The sequence below is a fragment of the Burkholderia sp. IDO3 genome, assembly GCF_003366075.1.
In the GTDB taxonomy this organism is placed as follows: domain Bacteria; phylum Pseudomonadota; class Gammaproteobacteria; order Burkholderiales; family Burkholderiaceae; genus Burkholderia; species Burkholderia anthina.
Window position 1 is genome coordinate 785,385 of record NZ_CP028962.1, and the last position, 16,101, is coordinate 801,485.

The following is a 16,101-nucleotide window of genomic DNA, read 5'->3' on the forward strand; positions in this document are numbered from 1 at the left end:
AACGAGATCAACCGAATGAAAACGATCCGCAAACTGCTGCGACGCGTTGCATTGACGGCGTTGCTCGCGCTGCTTGTTCCGCTGCAGGCTCACGCCGACTGCACGGCGGCAAGCCCGATGCCGGCGGCGTTCGGCACGGTGACCTCGTTCGTCGTGAAGAATCAGGCGCAATCGACGTCGTCCAGCAACATCGGCCTGTCGTGCAGCGGCGCGCTGGCCACGTTCCTGGTCGTCGGCAACTATATCAACGGCACGATCTCGTCGGCCAATGGCGGCGTGCTGACCGGCCCGACCGGCGACAAGATCACGTATTCGATATTTGCCGACAAGAACTATTCGACGCAGCTCAACTTCGGCCAGACGAACAACTGGGCGAGCACGCAGTTCCTCAACTTCATCGGGATCGGCGGCGGCTCGGTATCGCTGCCGCTGTACCTGCGCACCGGGGTCGGCGCGAACGTCGCGGCGGGCACCTATACCGACACGTTGACGATCAACTGGAGCTGGCACGTTTGCAGCGGGATCGGCATCATCGTCTGTATCGGCTGGACCGACGGCTCGACGTCGGTGACCGTGCCGGTGACGCTCACCGTGACGAACGACTGCCTGATCAACGCACCGGACGTCAACTTCGGCGCCGCGCCGACGGTCGCGAGCTTCGCGCCGGTCAACGGCAGCCTGTCGCTGACCTGCACGAAGGGCATGGTCTACACGGTCGGATTGAGTCCGGGCAATAATGCGGCGGCGAACGGACGGCGGCAGATGGCGAGCGGCGCGAACCGGTTGCAGTACGACATCTACGGCTCGGGTGGCGGCACGGTATGGAAACAGGCGACCAATCGCGTGAACAGCCCGGGCGCGGCCGACGGCCAGTCGACCCAGCCGTTCCCGTACACGGCGCGCATCTATACCGACCAGCCGACCCCGCCGATCGGCACGTACACCGACAGCGTGATCGTCGACGTGCGGTATTGACGTGGCTGGCGACGCCGGCATGTGCGGGGGCGAGGATCGACCGTGATCGCGCGGGCGATGCAAGGGCGACGATGCGAGGCCGGCGTGCCGCGGCGCCGTATTTGCCAGCGACGCTTGCCGCGACGGTCGAACGGAGGTGCGGATGGCTGACGGCGGTTGACACGAAGGTATGCATGACGCTTCGGATCGCGTAGAAAATCAGCGGCATTGGATCGTGCGGGGCCTGTACGCCGCGGCGTGCGTGGCGGCGTGCATGGCGTGCGCGACGGCGGTGGCCGACGAGATGTCCGCCGCGATGCAGGGGGCCGCATGGGCAGCGCTGGCGGCCGGCCTGCTCGCCGCCGGTCTTGCGCGGCGCGAACTGGCACATGCACGGCATGCGTCGGCCGCGACGCGCGACATGCTCGCGACAGCCGCCCACGAATGCCGCACACCGCTGCACGCGTTGCTTGCGCTCGTCGAGCTGGCCCGGCGCGACGCGTCGACCGAGGCGCAGCGGCAACGGCTGGCGTTCGCGTACGAGTCCGGCGAATCGCTGGCGCGCCTGCTCGACGATCTGCTCGATCATGCGCGCGCCGATGCGGGCAGGTTGCCCATCCGGCCGGCAGCCGTCGAGCCGCGCGCGCTGTTCGACGGCGTGTTCGCGCTGCTCGCGCCGCAGGCGCGCGACAAAGGGCTGCGCTTGCGGCTGCGTGTGCGCGCGGACGTGCCGGCGGTGTTGTGCGTCGACGGCGACCGGGTGCGGCAGATTCTCGTCAATCTGCTCGGCAACGCGATCAAGTTCACCGAATCCGGCACGGTGTCGCTCGATGCGCGCGCCGCGGCGGCGGGCGGCACGATCGAGCTGACCGTCGAGATTGCCGATACGGGGCGCGGCATCGATGGCGACGTCCGCGCGCATGTGTTCGAGCCGTATGCGACGGGTTCGCGCGCCGGCCGGCGGCCGCACGCGGGGGCGGGGCTCGGCCTGGCGATTTCGCGGCGCATCGCGACATCGCTGGGCGGCGATCTGCTGCTGGCGAGCAAGGCGGGAGGCGGCACGGTCGCGACGTTGCGGCTGCGTTGCCCGGTCGTCGCCGCGCATTGCCCGCCCGCGTCGCTCGCCGGGCTCGCGATGGCGATCGAACATGACGAGCCGGCCGTTGCGGCCGCGTTACGCGACCATGCGCGCGCGGCCGGCATGCGCATCGTCGCGCCCGACACGGCGGAACGGACCGTGCGGCTGAGCGCGGCCGCGCATGGCCAGGCGGTCGTATGGCTCGATGCGGGCGCACTCGCCGGTCCGCAGGCGCGGGTGCCGCTCGACTGCGATCCGCTCACCTGGCGCGGCTTCGTCGATGCCTGCGAGACGGCGCTCGCGCGGCACGCGGGGACGAACGCCGCGACGAATGACGGGACGCCGGTCGGCGGGCATCGCGAACCGGCCGGCCGCTATCGGGTGCTGATCGTCGACGATCACGCGCTTCAGCGCGAAGCGCTGCAACGCCAGCTCGAGCAACTCGGCCATCGAGTCAGCGCATGCCGCAACGGCCGCGACGCGCTCGACGTACTCGAAACCGGTACGGCCGACGTCGACGTCGTGCTGACGGATCTCCTGATGCCGGTGATGGACGGAATCGCGCTGACGACCGCATTGCGCGCGCATGCGCGGCCGCGGCTGCGGGCGCTGCCCGTCGTGGTGTTGACGGGGCTGGCTGGGAGCGATGTCGGTGACGGCGCGCGATCCGGCGCGGAAGCGGGCGCAACGGCGTATCTGCGCAAACCGGTCGCGCTGGACGTGCTGGGCCGCACGCTCGACGCGGTGACGGCGGCGGCGCGCGATCGAGCCGGCGGCGCGGGGGAGCCGGTCGTGGCGGCTCGGCGCTTCGATGCGGCTGCGCTCGACGAGGACGCGTTGTTGCAGGCGTTCGGGGTTTCGACGAATCCCGACGGGGCCGCGCTCGATATACTCGCGCTGTGCCGCCGGTCCCTGTCGGACGATCGCGCGGCGCTCGCGAGGGCGCTCGACGACGGAGACCGGGCCGCGCTACGCAGGTGGTGCCACACCGTGAGCGGTGCGTTCGGCCTGTTTCGTCAAGTGCATGTCGACATGCTCGTCGACGCGTTGCGCACCAGCGCGGCGACGGGCGAGCCCGGCGCGATCCGGGCCGAGGGTGAGGAGGTTTTGCGGCTGATGGATTACCTGATCGGGCATGTGATGCGTCTGGCGGCGAGCGTACCGGCGGCGCCTGGAAAGGACAACGCAAAGGGGGGCGACGGGTGAAGATGCGGGTTGTGATAGCGGATGACCATCCGTTGACTGTTGTGGGGATTCGTCAGGTGCTCGCGCAGGCGCCGGATCTGGTCGTGGTCGGCGAGGCCGGCGAGCCGGGTTCGCTGCTCGACTGTCTGGCCCGGACGTGCTGCGACGTCGCGGTGACCGATTTCGCGATGCCGGGATATACGCAGGCGGACGGCCTGCTGATGCTCGAGACGATTCGCACGACCTTCCCGCTGGTGCGGCTCGTCGTGCTCACGATGCTCGACAATCCCGCGCTGCTGCAGCATATCCGCGACGCCGGCGTGCTGGCCGTGGTCGGCAAGCGCAGCAACCTGAGCGCGCTGCCGCTCGCGATCGCCGCCGCGTATCACGGCCGCAGCTATGCGAGCCTGCCGCAGCGGCAGGCACCGGCCGCGAGCGCCGAAGACGGCGCGCGTCCGCTCAGCCCGCGCGAAATCGAGATCGTGAGGCTGTGCGCGCACGGCATGTCGATGACGGACATCGCGCTGCATTTCGGCCGCAGCATCAAGACGATCAGCACCCACAAGCACAACGCGATGGACAAGCTCGGCATCACGAGCGATGCCGAGCTGTTCCACTACGCGGTGGGCAACGGGCTCGCCTGAACGCGCGGTTCGGCGCCGGCTTCGCGTCGATGACCTGTCGCGATTCAATTTCATTCCGCATGAATGAAATAAATCTATCGTGCATTGGCGGTGGCAATGCATTAAGCAGGGTATTAATTATTTATATTTCGATTCGATTTCTTGTCCTGTCGATAAAATAATACGGCCCGAATTAAGCGTGCCCCGGCCGGCGCGAAACCGGTTCGTGTCGCGCCGGCGGGAGGCGGGATCAGGAGCCCGTATAACCGCCGCGGGTCCAGCCGTCGCCATCCCAGCACCACTCGGTCGTCGAACCCCCGCTGGTCGCGTACACGCGGATGTGAACGGCGCTGCCGACCAGCCAGCAAGTCGCCGAGACGTTGTCGCCCGCCTGGGCGAACGCGCCGGTGTACCAGTTCTGGCCGTCGTAGCAGCGTTCGGTGATCTTGTTGCCGTTGGCCGTGTAGACGCGGATCGACGGCGTGCTTCCCCATGAAATTGCGGCGGTTTGCATTTTCAAACTCCTTGATTGGAATGAAGCGGAGAATTGAAACGTTTCGGTAAACGCAATTCAGCGTATTACCGGGAATAAGGTTAGTCAAAAATCTCGAAAATCAATATGAGATTTTTTGTGAACAAATGGAGTGATTGATTCGGGTGTGGAAACCCGGTGAAAAGCAGTTGAAAGCGCACGGAAACATCGTGTGCCGGACGCGCCCGGCGCATCCGGCGGCCGGCTTTCAGCGGGCCGTGCGTTTCGATTGCGCGCGGCCCGCCGGTGCGCCCGGCCGCGTTTCGGCGATCCGCGTTTTCATCGCGTCGATGAACGCGCGCACCTTCGGCGACGGCAGCCGCGTCGACGGATACACAGCATGGATCCCGGCCGGCGCCGAGCGCCACGCGGGCAGCAGCCGCACGAGCCGGCCGGCGGCGACGTCGTCCGCGATCGAGAAATCCGTCAGCAGCCCGAAGCCGCCGCCCGCGAGCGCGATCGCGCGGCACGCGGTCGCGGTATTCGACACGACGGGCGCGACGCAGCGCACCGACGCATGGCCGCCGCCCGCGCGGTCGAGCTCGATCGTATGCGGGCGCGGCAGTGTCGACAGCATCACGAACGGCAGCGCGGCCAGCGCGTCCGGTTCGCGCGGCAGCCCGTGCCGCGCGACGAACGCCGGGCTCGCGACCAGCCATTTCTCGTATTCGCCCAACTGCACCGCGCGATGGTTCGAATCCGCGAGACGGCCGATGCGGATCGCGACGTCGAGATGGTCCGCGACCAGATCGACGACGCGGTCGTTCGCGATCAGCTCGACGTCGAGCCCCGGATGCGCGTCGCGCAGCGCGACGATGGCCGGCGCGACGACCAGCGCGCCATAGTCGATCGGCACGCTCACGCGCAGCGTGCCGCGCAGCGGCCCCGCGTCGGACGACACCGCGTCGAGCGCGCTTTCGGTCGCGCGCACGATGTCGCGGCATGCGTCGTAGAACGCGCGTCCCGCATCGGTCACGCTCAGCCGCCGCGTCGTGCGCACCAGCAGGTTCGCGCCGACCTCGGATTCGAGGCGCTGCATGTGCGTGCTGACGACCGTCTTCGCGAGGCCGAGCCGTTCGGCCGCGGCCGTCAGCGAGCCGGCATCGACCACCGCGACGAAGATCGCCAGCCGGTTCAGGTTCACGTCGCGCAGGTCGGCCATCGTCGATTGTCCTATGGAAGAGGATAATGTTTCATCGATTATCCGTCTTCTGCGCGTGAACGGCGAGCGCTACGCTGGAGCCGTTCGTCGCCGACTTCCGGCGGCGCGAGATTCAGGAGATCTTCCATGTCCGCTGCCAGCACGCCTGCCCGTCCGATTCGCGTCTATTCGTTCCCGCTGTCGGGGCACGCGCATCGGGTCCGGCTGTTCCTGGCGCTGCTCGGGCTGCCGTCCGAGACCGTCGACGTCGACCTCGCGGCCGGCGCGCAGCGCGCGCCCGCGTTCCTCGCGCTCAATCCGCTCGGGCAGGTGCCCGTGATCGACGACGACGGCATCGTGATCGCCGATTCGAACGCGATCCTCGTCTATCTCGCGAAGCGTTACGGCGACGCGCACTGGCTGCCCGACGACGCACGCGGCGCGGCGGCCGTGCAGCGCTGGCTGTCGTACGCAGCCGGCCCGATCGCGTCGGGGCCGGCCGCCGCGCGGCTCGTCACCGTGTTCGGCGCGCCGCTGGATCACGACGCCGCGAAGCGCATGGCCGCGAAGGTGCTCGACGTGATCGATGGCGAGCTGGCCGGCAAGCCGTTCGCCGCCGGCGCGCAGCCGACGATCGCCGACATCGCCGCGTACACGTACATCGCGCACGCGCCGGAGGGCGGCGTGTCGCTCGAGCCGTATCCGCACGTGCGCGCATGGCTCGCGCGCGTCGAGGCGCTGCCGGGCTTCGTCGGCATGCCGCCGACGCGCGCCGGCCTGCTCGCCGCCTGACGCGGTGCGGCCGCCAGATGTCTGTTTCGGCCTGTTTCGGGAGAACGCGATGAATGCGCCGACCGCCGCCGTACCGGGCCGGGAACCCGGCGATGCGCCGTTTCATGCAGGCGAACTCGCCGTGCAGCAGCGCGCGGGCGTGACGGAGGCCGCGGACGCGGCCGGCCGGCGCGGGATCCGGCGGTTCATGCCGGAGCAGCACCGGACGTTTTTCGGGCAGTTGCCGTTCTTCGTGCTCGGCGGTGTCGATGCGCACGGGCAGCCGTGGGCGACGCTGCGGGTCGGCATGCCCGGTTTCGTGACGACGCCGGACGCGCGCACGCTGCGCATCGGCGGCGACGCGCTGCCGGGCGATCCGCTGAGCGGTGCGTGGCAGCCGGGTGCATCGCTCGGCGGGCTCGGGATCGAGTTCGACACGCGCCGGCGCAATCGCGTGAACGGCGTCGTGCGCGCGGTGAACGACGGCGCGCTCACCGTCGCGGTCGAGCAGAGCTTCGGCAATTGCGCGAAGTACATCCAGGGCCGGACGCCGACGTTCGTGCGGCGCGAAGGCGGGGCGTCGGCCGAGGTCGTCGCATCCGGCGCATCGGACCGGCTGAACGATGCGGATCGCGCGCTGCTCACGCATGCCGATACGTTCTTCGTCGCGAGCGCGAACACGTCGGCCGGGGCGGGCGCCGCGCGCGGCGCGGACGTGTCGCATCGCGGCGGCATGCCGGGCTTCGTGCGCGTCGACGATGCGCGGACGCTGACGACGCCGGATTTCAGCGGCAATCGTTTCTTCAATACGCTCGGCAACCTGCGGCACGATCCGCGCGCGGGGTTGCTGTTCGTCGATTTCGAGCGCGGCGACCTCGTGTATGTCGCCGCAGATGCGGAGATCGTGTGGGACGGGCCGCTCGTCGCGTCGTTCGACGGCGCGCAGCGCGTCGTGCGGTTTCATGTGCGCGAAGTGCGGCGCACGCGGGGCGTGCTGCCGTTCCGGTGGTCGGCGGTCGAGCGGGCGCCGCAGTTCGCGGCGATGGCGGCGAGTGCGGGCGCGGTTGCGGTATCGCCGTCCGCCGTATCCGTATCCGCCTCCGGCTGGCGAGCGTTGCGCATCGCGAAGATCGTCGACGAAGCGCGCGCGATCCGCTCGTTCCATTTCGAACCGGCCGACGGCGGCGCGCTGCCCGCGTACGAGGCCGGGCAACATCTGACGCTGCGGGTCGTGCTGCCGGGTGACGATGTGCCGGCGATCCGCAGCTACACGCTGTCGGATGCGCCCGGCGGCGCGGATTACCGGATCACCGTGAAGCGGGAAGGGCGCGTGTCGGCATGGCTGCACGACCATGCGCGGGCCGGCATGACGCTCGACGCGCAGATGCCGCGCGGCCGTTTCACGTTCGACGTTGCAAGCCCGCGCCCGGCCGTGCTGGTTTCGGCCGGCATCGGCATCACGCCGATGATCGCGATGCTGCGCCGCGCGCTCGCCGACGATGCGCCGTCACGCCGCGTGGTGTTCGTGCACGGCGCACGCGACATGGCGGACCGGCCGTTCGCCGCCGCGCTGACACGCATCGCGGATACCGACGCGCGCGTCGCGCTGCACTGGTTCGACAGCCAGCCGCAACGCGACGGCGCGGCGCGACCGGGCCGCATCGACATCGCGCAACTGAAGCGGATCCTGCCGTTCGACGACTACGACTTCTATCTGTGCGGGCCGTCCGCGTTCATGCGCGATGTGTATGAAGGACTGCGCGCGCTGAACGTGCCGGACGAACGCATCCGCTTCGAGGCGTTCGGGCCGTCGAGCGTCACGCGCAGCACGGCCCGCACGGCAGCGGCGTTGCCGGCGACGAGCGTGCCCGTCGTGTTTCGCCGCTCGGCGCGCGATGCCGGATGGACGCCTGCCGACGGCACGCTGCTCGAATTCGCCGAAGGGCAGCGCATTGCGGTGCCGTCCGAATGCCGGTCCGGATCGTGCGGCACGTGTGCGACGCGCGTGCTGTCCGGCACGGTCGACTACGTGCAGGCGCACGATGCGCCGGTCGAGCCGGGCTGCGCGCTGCTGTGTGTCGCGCAGCCGGCACAAGGGGCCACGGCGCCGCTCGTGCTCGATCTCTGACGCGCGCCGTCCCGGTGCCGCCGCCATGCGACACGCGGTCGCACAGCCCGTGCTGCGCAAAAACCGCGCGCAACTGCTTCTTTTTCCGGATGCCTGTCGGATCGACGATAGCGTCAACCGATAGAGGAAAGGAGCAACATCATGAAACTGTTCAGCATGATCCGCCTGGTTCTGTGGAGTTTCTTCGGCGTGCGCAACAGCAAGGCGCACGCGTCCGATCTCGCGAACGTCAACTTCACGATGCTGCCGTTCGTCGCGATCGTGCTCGCGGTGCTGGTCGGCGCGGTGATCTACGGCGTCGTCCATCTGGTCGTCGATCCGACGGTGACGATGCAGGGCTTCTGAGCGCCGCGTGCCGCGCTTGTGTGCGGCGGCCCGGCACGCGGCGCGAACGCTCAGAACGTGTGATTCAGCGCCACGCGCGCGACGATCTGGTGCCCGTTCGACGACGCGCCGGGCGAACCCGGCACGAGCGCGCCGTCGAGCGGCGTGCCGGTCGCGCTGCCGCCCACCAGCTGATACGCGACCTGCGTGTAGACCGACGTGCGCTTCGACAGCAGGTACTGCGCCATCGCGCCGAACTGGTTCCAGTGCAGCGACGACTTCACGCCTGCCTGATCGAGGCCGCCTCGCGTGTATGTATACATGCCGCCGACCAGGAAGGCCGGCGTGACGTTGTACTTCGCGTTGACTTCGATGTTGTCGAACGTGAGCCGCGCATTCGCGAGGCCGAGACTGCCGGCATAGATCGACGCGTCGGGCTGGCCGACGTTCACGTGCGAATACACCGCGCCGAGCGTCGCGGCACCGATCCCGTAGTTCACGCCGATGCCGTAGATCTTCTGGTTGCCCGCGACGAAATCCGTGTCGTCCGGCGTCAGCGCGCCGCCCGCCGTGGTGCCCGGGTTCGACATGTTCTCGTAGACGGCGGCGACCGACAGCGTCTGGTACGTGTAGTTCAGGCCGACGCCGAGCATCCGGTTCTGCGTGAAGCCGCCCGCGAGATTGCTCAACCCGACCATCACGGTGCCCGAGAATCCGCCGAACACGGGGCTCGCATACTTCACCGCGTTGTTCGCATGGAACGACGCGTCGGTGTTGTCGTTGTCGAGCGGATGCGAGAACAGGAAGCCGGCCCAGCTGCCGTTCGCGGTCAGCGGCCCGATCGTGTCGGCGACGGTGTCGAACTGGCGGCCGAGCGTCAGCGTGCCGAGCCGCGCCGACTGCAGCCCGACATACGACTGGTAGCCGAACAGGCGGTTGCCGTAGCCGAGCTGGCCGTTTTCGACCGCGAAGCCGCTTTCCAGGTCGAAGATCGCGTGCAGTCCGCCGCCGAGATCCTCGTCGCCCTTGATGCCCCAGCGGCTGGTGGCGAGATCGCCGCTCGCCATCTGCCACGACGACTTCCCGCCGACATTGTTCGTGTAGTTGATGCCTTCGTCGAGGACACCGAACAGCAGGACGGAGCTTTGAGCATGCGCGTTCGCGCAACCGATCAGGAATCCTGCCGACAGGATGAGGGGTGTTTTTTTCATGTGGGATGCGGGCTCGAAAGATGAAACGGTCGATGGTCCGGCGCGCGGCGTGTGCGGCGCGTGACCTTCGATAAGCAGATGGCATGCCATCACCCGTTTCAAGACCGCAATGCGCGGGCTGCGTTCCATTTTATCGAGCGATGCGGTTGATTCAGGCCGGATCGCGTATCAATCGCGTAGCAATTCGCATCGCGTGTCGCATGTCGCGTCTCAACTTGAGACGCGACATGCGTGCGCAACCACGCCTGCGGGCGCACGCGCGCCGCGGCATGACGGCATGACGAAGCGGGAAGACGAAGGACGGAAAGCGTGCGTTACGCGCGCGAGAACGGATAGCCCTGCGTTTCGAGCCAGCGCCGCACCCGCGCGGCCTGCGGCGGCGCGAACTGCGCCAGCACCTGCGCGGCCGGCTGCTCGCGCAGCGCGGCGACGATCGGCGCGAGCGCGATGCCGTGCAGATGCCAGATCCCGAGCGGCTGGTCGGGGCTCGTGACGACATCGGCTTCGGCGATCGTATCGCCGTCGATCACGGGCGCACGCTCGATCGCGAGCGCGCCGAAATCGGGCGCGCGATGCGATGGCGCATCGTCGGGCCACCCGCGGCGCGCCTGCCAGAACGGTCGATCGGCCCATTGCGTATCGAGCGCATAAAAGTCGCGGCCGATTCGTGCGAAACGCATGAACAGCGCGGTGATGCGCCGCTCGTGAAAGCGCAGTGCGAGTGCCGCGCGCTCGGGATGCGCGAGCAACGTATGGATGACGGCCGGCGCCTGCAGCGCGGACGACAGCGACTGGAAGATGCCGTTGCCGGACAGCGGATCGACGGCCATCGCCGCGTCGCCGATACGCAGCCAGTTCGCCCCGCCCGTGTCGCCGCACAGCGTCGCGCTGCTGGTGCGTGCGAACACGCGTGCATCGTCGCCGGCATCGCTCCCGAAGAAGTCGCGTGCAAGCGGCGTGCGCCGCAGCGTCGCGCACCACGCGGGCAGTGCGTCGCGCGGCGGCAGCGTCGCGGTCGCGACGTCGAGCGTCGCCTGCCAGTAGCAGCGGCCGTCGGGCAGGCGCGCCATCCACGCCCAGCCGTCGGGCAGGCTCTCGATGGCCGATGCCGGATCGCCGGGCGTGCCTTGCCACACGTTCAGCAGGCTCAGCGTCTGCGGCCCGCGTATCGCGTCGCGCGCGAGCGGCGCGAGCCGGCCGCGCGCCTCGACGACGAACGCCGCGTGCAGCGTGTCGGTGCCGGCGGGCGTATCGATGCGGATCGCATGTCCGTCGCCGTCGGCCTGCACCGCGCGCACCGTTGCTTCGCGTACCTCGATGCCCGCTTCGGCGAGATCGCGGCGCAACGCTTCGTCGAAACGGCGGCGGTCGATCAGGTGTTCGTGATTGAGCGTGCGCGTGTCGCCGTTCCAGCGCGTCGTGCGCGCGCACGGCGGCAGCGCGCACGCGGTCGCCTGCACGAGCCCGGCATGGCGCAGCCCTTGCAGCACGCGATCGGACACGCCTTCGACCGCATCGAAGCGCCGCCATTCGCTGACGACCGTGACGGGATAGCCGAGCCGCGCGAGGCCGAGCGCGGCGGCGGCGCCCGCCGGGCCTGCCCCGAGCACGGCGATCGGCGCGCGCTTCATGATGCGCGGGTGCGCCGTTCGACGCCGACGTAGGCCGCGTCTTCGCGCAGATGCGCGACGAGCGCGGCGGTATCCGCGTCGGGGTGGCGCGCGAACCAGCGCGCCGCATGGCCGCTGAGCGCCGCGCACGCGATGCTCGCGCCGGCCGGCGCGCGCGGCGCGCCGCTCGACACGATCGCGCCGAAATCGGCCTGCGCGCTGTCGAGCCACGACCATTGGCCCGGTGCGCAGCGCGCATCGCCCGTCACGCGCACGATGCCCGGATAGCTGGCCGGAAACACCGGCGTGCCTTGCGCGGGGCTCGACGCGAACACGGTCACGCGTTGCGCGACGGCCGCCGCGCACGCGTCGCGCAGCGAGTCGCGATCGGCGCGCACGCCGAGACTCAGGTTGATCACGCGGATACGTTGTGTCAGCAACCAGTCGATCGCGTGCGCGATTTGCGCGGCACTCGTCACGCCGCGCGCGTCGAACACCTGCGCGACGACCAGCATCGCATCGGGCGCGGCGGCCGCGATCGTCGCGCAGATCGCGCTGCCGTGGCCGAGCCGGTCCGGTTCGGCGGCGCCGACCCGCAACACCGCAGCGTCGTCGAGCGAGAAGCGCCGCGTCTCGGCCACGCGCGCGCTCAGCGACGGCGGATAGCCGCTGTCGACGACACCGACGCGCACGCTTGCGTCGTCACGCATGCGCGACGTCCCGGTGCGTGCGCCGCACGAGTTGCCCGTCCGCGAGTTCGACATGCAGGTCGGCGCCGGCGAGCGTCGACGCGCGGTGGCTGACGAGAATGCGCGTGCGATCGCCGAACAGCGTGTCGATCTGCGCGATGACCTGCCGCTCGGTCGCTTCGTCGACGGCCGACGTCGCCTCGTCGAGCACGAGGATCGCCGGCGCCTGCAGCAGCGCGCGCGCGATCGCGATGCGCTGCTTCTGGCCGCCGGACAGCTGTTGCCCGCGCTCGCCGACCGGCCCGTCGAGCCCGCCCGGCAGCGTCGCGATCAGTTCGTCGAGATGCGCGGCGCGCGCGGCGTGGGCGATGTCGTCGCGAGTCGCGTGCGGCGCCGCGTAGCGGATGTTGTCCGCGAGGCTGCCGCGAAACAGCACGATGTCCTGGCTGACGACCGCGACGTGCCGGCGCAGTGCGTCGAGATCGACGTCGCGCAGGTCGACGCCGTCGATGCGCACGCTGCCGCGCTGCGGATCGTAGAAGCGCTGCATCAGGTCGATCAGCGTCGATTTGCCGCTGCCCGACAGTCCCGACAACGCGACCTTGCTGCCGGCCGGCACGCGTGCGGCGGCGCCGCGCAGCACCGGCTGCGCGCGCGTGTCGTGCGCGAACCACACGTCGACGAATTCGAGGTCGCCGCGCGGCGGCAGCTCGCGCGCGACGGCCGGCGGCTGCACCGCCACCGGCGCGCGCTGCAGTTCCATCACGCGACCGAGGCTGACCGTCATCCGTTGCAGCGCGACGTAGAGCCCCAGCAGGCTCTTCACGGGGCCGATCGCCATCCCGAGATAGCTCGAGAACGCGATCAGCGAACCGAGCGGCCAGTCGCCGCGAATCACCCAGTAGCCGCCGACGATGAACGCGCCGGCGCGCGACAGCGACGTCAGCGTGCCGGGCACCGACTGCGTGATGAATTCGGTGACCTGCAGCTTCAGCAGGCGCTCCATGTAGCGATCGCCGAGCCCGTCGAGCCGCGCCTGTTCCGCACGCTGGCGGCCGGCCGCCTGGATGAACTTCATCGCGGGCAGCGTCTCGACGAGAAACGACGACACGTCGGCCGCGCCTTCGCGCACCGCGCGCGCATCGCGCTCGACCTTGCGGCGCATCGTGCGCAGCCACAGGATCTCGAACGGAATCAGCAGCAGCGCGAGCAGCGACAGCTTCCACGACAGCGTCACCAGCAGCACGAGCGTGCCGACCAGCCCGATCACGTTCGACACCGCGGAGAACAGCGCGTCGAGCGCGAAGCGCTGGATCTCGGCGACGTCGCCGTCGAGGCGCGACAGCAGGTCGCCGAGGCGGCGCTGCCCGTAGAACGACGGCGACAGCCGCTGCAGGTGCGCATAGACGGCGCCGCGCAGCGAGAACAGCACGCGGCCGGACAGCCGCGTATGCAGGTAACGGTTGACGCCGCCGAGCAGCGTGCCGACGAAGCCGGCGAACACCATCGCGAACGCGATCGCGACGAGCATCCGGAAATCCTTGCCGACGAGCCCGCGGTCGATCAGCTCCTTCGTGAGCCACGGCTGCGCGAGCGCCAGCAGCGACGCGCAGGCCGACAACGCGAGCAGGCCCGCGATCGCGAGCCGGTGCGGCCGCACGAAACCGTACAGCCAGCCGAGCGCTTGCGCGAGTTGCGCGCGGTCGTCGGTCTTCACGAAACGCAGGACGAGTTTCAGCATCGGCGCGATCGATCCGTAGGGCAAGCAGCGGACGAACGTGCGCGCCCCGTCATGACTGCAGCCGCTTGAGCCGGCGATACAGCGTGGCGCGGCTGATTCCGAGCGTCTGCGCGGCGGCCGCGACGTTGCCGTCGTGACGCGCGAGCGATTCGCGGATCAGATCGTCCTCGTGGCGGCGGATCAGCCCGAACGACGCGTCGGGCGACGGGCACACGCCGTCGATGAAGCCGTCGCACAGATGATCGAGGCCCAGCACGTCGTCGTGCTCGTCGCGCACCGCAAGCGCCGTGCGCAGCACCATCTCGAGCTGGCGGATGTTGCCGGGCCAGCGATGCTGGCGGAACACGTCGGCGAGCTCCGCATCGATGCGCACGTGCGGCGCGCCGAGCCGTGCGAGCAGCGCGGCGACGATCAGGTCGACGTCGTCGCGCTCGCGCAGCGCGGGCAGCAGCACGTTGACGCCGTGAATCCGGTAGTAGAGGTCTTCGCGGAAGCTCTTGTCGCGCACCATCGTCTGCAGGTCGCGGTGGGTCGCGCAGATCACCGCGATGTCGATGGCCTGCTCGTCGCCCGCGCCGAGCGGCGCGACCTTGCGTTCCTGCAGCACGCGCAGCAGGCGTGCCTGCAGGTGCAGCGGCATGTCGCCGATTTCGTCGAGAAACAGCGTGCCGCCGTGCGCCTGCATCAGCCGGCCCGTCATTCCGCCCTTGCGTGCGCCGGTGAATGCGCCGTCGCGGTAGCCGAACAGCTCCGACTCGATCAGCCCCTCGGGGATCGACGCGCAGTTCACCGCGATGAACGGCTTGCCGGTGCGCAGGCTCGCATCGTGCAGCGCGCGTGCCACGACTTCCTTCCCGGTGCCGGTTTCGCCCTGCACGAGCACGGGCAGCCCGTTGTTGAGCCCTTGCCGCGCCATCGTCAGCGCGCGCAACAGGCGCGGCTGGCGGCCGGCGAGGGCCGCGAGCGCCTGGGTGCCGGCTTCGCCGCGCGCATTGGCTGCCGGTGCCGAAACGCGTTCGCGTACGGCCGGCACGGCCATCGTGCGCGGCAGGCGCAGCGCCTTGCAGTGGAACGCGGCGTCGACGCCTTCGACGCGCAGCATTCCGCCTTGTTCGGCGAAGGCGACGAACGACGGCGCGCGCGCGGGCGATGCGCTTTCGCAGCGGCGGCCGACGAGTGCGTCGCGCGCGGCGCCGAGCAACTCGCATGCATGCGCGTTCGCGGCGACGATGCGCCCGTCTTCCGACACGGCGAGCACGCCGCTCCAACTGGAACCGAGATACGTGCGGCGCGGATGAAAGACGAGCACGACGTGCTCGGGGAAATACGCATCGAACAGGCGCGTCTCGATGTGCGTGGCCGCCGCGCTCATCAGCATCGACATTCCGTCGAGGGTGAGCGGCAGCTCGCCTTCGCGCGTGAGGTCGAGCACGCCGATCGGGTTGCCGTGCGGATCGCACAGCGGCAGCGACCGGCACGAGAAACGGCTCAGCCGGCCGAGGAAATGCTCGCCGCTGTCGATCGCGACCGCGCAGCCTTCGACGAGCGCGGTGCCGAGCGCGTTGGTGCCGCGCAGCGATTCGCACCAGCTCGCGCCGGCGCGGATGTCGCCGATGCCGAGTGCGGCGAGCTGCCTCGCGTCGCCGTCGACCGACAGGATCGTTGCGCGCGCATCGGCCAGCAGGATCATGCCGTCGCGTCCGCAACGCTCGGCGAGGAATTCGAGTTCGGGTGCGGCCGCGTCGAGCAGCAGGCGGTTCGCGTCGCGCAGCTCGTCGAGATTGCAGAATTCATGCAGGTTCAACCGCGCGTCGTCGTCCCAGCGCACGCCGTGTTCGAGGCTGCGCCGCCAGGACTGGTCGATTTCGATGCGCAGGCAGCCTTGCGGCAGCACGCCGTCGGAGCTGAGTCGTTCGCGAATCAGGCGGGTTGCCTGCAGCCGGTCCGGAAGTCGTTGGCCGGAAGGGAAGTAGTCTTGCACGTCGCCCCTCCTCAGGAGAATGTCGGGCCGTCCGATCCGGCGCGGCCGCACGCAAAAAGGCCCGCCGAGTCTGGCATAAGCCCGGGCATAAATCCATCCGGTCAAAAACCTAAGACCCAGGCGGGGCGCGGCG

At 69.6% G+C, this 16,101-nt stretch carries 13 protein-coding genes; 6 read left to right on the forward strand and 7 right to left on the reverse strand.

The features are described 5' to 3' along the window. The first annotated feature begins 15 nt into the window (after nucleotides 1-15). From DCN14_RS03690 to DCN14_RS03700, 3 genes are all read left to right on the forward strand, one after another. A complete protein-coding gene (locus DCN14_RS03690; RefSeq protein ID WP_096505805.1) occupies nucleotides 16-975 on the forward strand; it encodes a spore coat U domain-containing protein in 960 nt (319 codons plus the stop codon). 253 nt (nucleotides 976-1,228) lie between these two features. After that, the gene (locus DCN14_RS03695; RefSeq protein WP_162826168.1) at nucleotides 1,229-3,238 is read left to right on the forward strand and encodes an ATP-binding protein; all 2,010 of its coding nucleotides are present in this window, start codon (nucleotides 1,229-1,231) and stop codon (nucleotides 3,236-3,238) included. Then, nucleotides 3,235-3,861 carry a response regulator transcription factor gene (locus tag DCN14_RS03700; RefSeq protein ID WP_162826169.1) on the forward strand — a complete coding sequence of 209 codons (627 nt, stop codon included), beginning with the start codon at nucleotides 3,235-3,237 and terminating at the stop codon, nucleotides 3,859-3,861. The genes DCN14_RS03695 and DCN14_RS03700 overlap by 4 nt, the downstream gene beginning before the upstream one ends. Before the next feature lie 229 nt (nucleotides 3,862-4,090). Here DCN14_RS03700 and DCN14_RS03705 read toward each other — a convergent pair whose 3' ends face one another. Both DCN14_RS03705 and DCN14_RS03710 read right to left on the reverse strand, forming a co-directional pair. Next, nucleotides 4,091-4,354, reverse strand: a complete 264-nt coding sequence (locus DCN14_RS03705) for a fucose-binding lectin protein (RefSeq protein ID WP_096505765.1) — start codon at nucleotides 4,352-4,354, stop codon at nucleotides 4,091-4,093. A gap of 226 nt (nucleotides 4,355-4,580) precedes the next feature. Continuing rightward, nucleotides 4,581-5,534: a LysR family transcriptional regulator gene (locus tag DCN14_RS03710; protein ID WP_096505763.1), complete on the reverse strand. Its 954-nt coding sequence runs from the start codon at nucleotides 5,532-5,534 to the stop codon at nucleotides 4,581-4,583. Between the two features lie 126 nt (nucleotides 5,535-5,660). Here DCN14_RS03710 and DCN14_RS03715 point away from each other — a divergent pair, with 126 nt between their 5' ends. From DCN14_RS03715 to DCN14_RS03725, 3 genes are all read left to right on the forward strand, one after another. Next, on the forward strand, nucleotides 5,661-6,305 hold the full coding sequence (locus DCN14_RS03715) for a glutathione S-transferase (protein ID WP_096505761.1): 645 nt from the start codon (nucleotides 5,661-5,663) through the stop codon (nucleotides 6,303-6,305). Nucleotides 6,306-6,354: 49 nt separating this feature from the next. Continuing rightward, a complete protein-coding gene (locus DCN14_RS03720; protein ID WP_096505759.1) occupies nucleotides 6,355-8,412 on the forward strand; it encodes a pyridoxamine 5'-phosphate oxidase family protein in 2,058 nt (685 codons plus the stop codon). 141 nt (nucleotides 8,413-8,553) lie between these two features. Then, entirely contained in the window at nucleotides 8,554-8,757 is a 204-nt protein-coding gene (locus tag DCN14_RS03725; RefSeq protein ID WP_096505755.1) for a DUF2970 domain-containing protein, read from the forward strand. Nucleotides 8,758-8,807: 50 nt separating this feature from the next. Here the strand turns inward: DCN14_RS03725 and DCN14_RS03730 are convergent, their stop codons facing one another. From DCN14_RS03730 to DCN14_RS03750, 5 genes are all read right to left on the reverse strand, one after another. Continuing rightward, on the reverse strand, nucleotides 8,808-9,947 hold the full coding sequence (locus tag DCN14_RS03730; protein ID WP_096505753.1) for a porin: 1,140 nt from the start codon (nucleotides 9,945-9,947) through the stop codon (nucleotides 8,808-8,810). Between the two features lie 314 nt (nucleotides 9,948-10,261). Beyond that, nucleotides 10,262-11,578, reverse strand: coding sequence for an FAD-dependent monooxygenase (locus DCN14_RS03735; RefSeq protein WP_096505739.1), 1,317 nt, complete (start codon nucleotides 11,576-11,578; stop codon nucleotides 10,262-10,264). Further along, nucleotides 11,575-12,267: a S8 family serine peptidase gene (locus DCN14_RS03740; RefSeq protein WP_096505803.1), complete on the reverse strand. Its 693-nt coding sequence runs from the start codon at nucleotides 12,265-12,267 to the stop codon at nucleotides 11,575-11,577. The genes DCN14_RS03735 and DCN14_RS03740 overlap by 4 nt, the downstream gene beginning before the upstream one ends. Continuing rightward, nucleotides 12,260-13,987, reverse strand: coding sequence for an ABC transporter ATP-binding protein (locus DCN14_RS03745; protein ID WP_096505737.1), 1,728 nt, complete (start codon nucleotides 13,985-13,987; stop codon nucleotides 12,260-12,262). Before DCN14_RS03745 ends, DCN14_RS03740 begins: the two co-directional genes overlap by 8 nt. Before the next feature lie 49 nt (nucleotides 13,988-14,036). Next, nucleotides 14,037-15,968, reverse strand: a complete 1,932-nt coding sequence (locus DCN14_RS03750) for a sigma-54-dependent Fis family transcriptional regulator (RefSeq protein WP_096505735.1) — start codon at nucleotides 15,966-15,968, stop codon at nucleotides 14,037-14,039. Between the last annotated feature and the right edge of the window lie 133 nt (nucleotides 15,969-16,101).